Source organism: Mesorhizobium sp. M7A.F.Ca.MR.362.00.0.0, from assembly GCF_004023175.1.
GTDB lineage: Bacteria > Pseudomonadota > Alphaproteobacteria > Rhizobiales > Rhizobiaceae > Mesorhizobium.
The window spans coordinates 1-1,518 of record NZ_RZTF01000717.1 but is presented as its reverse complement, the minus strand read 5'-3'; the positions used below and the strand labels follow the sequence as shown (position 1 = coordinate 1,518).

The following is a 1,518-nucleotide window of genomic DNA, read 5'->3' as shown; positions in this document are numbered from 1 at the left end:
GCTGGTCTCGCCCGGCGGCACGGCAAAGGCGATCGCTGACGCGGGCCTTCCGGTGCGCGACGTCTCCGAGCTCACCGGTTTCCCCGAGATCATGGACGGCCGCGTCAAGACCTTGCATCCTGGGGTGCATGGCGCGCTGCTTGGCGTGCGCGACGATCCGGAGCATTCCGCGGCAATGCGCAAATACGGCATCGAGCCGATCGATCTCGTCGTCTCCAATCTCTATCCGTTCGAGGAGGTCCGCCGCTCCGGCGCCGACTACGCGTCGATCGTCGAAAACATCGACATTGGCGGGCCGGCGATGATCCGCGCCTCGGCCAAGAACCACGCCTATGTCGCCATCGTCACCGACCCCGGCGATTACGCCTCGGTGCTGAATGCGCTGGAGATGAACATCGGCTCGCTTTCGCTGGATTTCCGCAAGAAGCTGGCGGCCAAGGCCTTTGCCCGCACCGCCAGCTATGACGCGGCGATCTCCGACTGGTTCGCCGAGGCGCTCGAGATCGAACATCCGACATGGCGCGCCTTTGGCGGCAGGTTGGTCGAGGTGATGCGCTATGGCGAGAACCCGCATCAGAGCGCCGGCTTCTACGTCAACGGCGACAAGCGCCCGGGCGTCGCCACGGCGCGCCAGCTGCAGGGCAAGCAGCTATCCTACAACAACATCAACGACACCGACGCCGCCTTCGAACTGGTCGGCGAGTTCGACCCCGACCTTTCCGCCGCCGTCGCCATCATCAAGCACGCCAATCCGTGCGGCGTTGCCGAAGGCGACTCGCTGAAAGCCGCCTACGCCAAGGCGCTGGCCTGCGACCCGGTCTCGGCCTTCGGCGGCATCATCGCCGTCAACCGCACCCTCGACGCCGAGGCGGCGGAAGAGATCGTAAAAACCTTCACTGAGGTGATCATCGCGCCCGGCGCCACCGATGAGGCAGCGGCCATCGTGGCGGCGAAGAAGAACTTGCGCCTGCTGGTCACCGGTGGGTTGCCGGACCCGCGCACGCCGGGCACGACGGTCAAATCCGTCGCCGGTGGCCTGCTCGTCCAGGGCCGGGACAACGCCGTCGTCGACGACCTCGAATTGAAAGTGGTGACCACGCGGGCGCCGACGCCAGCCGAAATGGCCGACCTGAAATTCGCCTTCCGCATCGCCAAGCACGTCAAATCCAACGCCATCGTCTATGTCAGGGACGGCGCCACCGTCGGCATCGGCGCCGGCCAGATGAGCCGGGTCGATTCCTCACGCATCGCCGCCCGCAAGGCACTCGACGCCGCCGAGGCCGCCGGCCTCGCCGAACCGCTGACCAAGGGCTCGGTCGTCGCCTCCGACGCCTTCTTCCCCTTCGCCGATGGCTTGCTGTCGGCGATCGCCGCCGGCGCCACCGCCGTCATCCAGCCGGGCGGTTCGATGAACGACAAGGACGTGATCGCCGCTGCCGACGAGCACGGCATCGCCATGGTGTTTACGGGGATCAGGCATTTCCGGCATTGACGCACTTCTTCCTTCTCCCCTTGCGG

1 protein-coding gene is annotated in these 1,518 nt (G+C 66.5%); it reads left to right on the top strand.

Annotation, left to right across the window (positions count from 1 at the left end):
• Positions 1-1,492: bifunctional phosphoribosylaminoimidazolecarboxamide formyltransferase/IMP cyclohydrolase (purH, locus tag EOC06_RS37085; protein ID WP_128310102.1), on the top strand; the 1,492-nt coding region annotated here is incomplete at its 5' end.
• Positions 1,493-1,518: the final 26 nt, after the last annotated feature.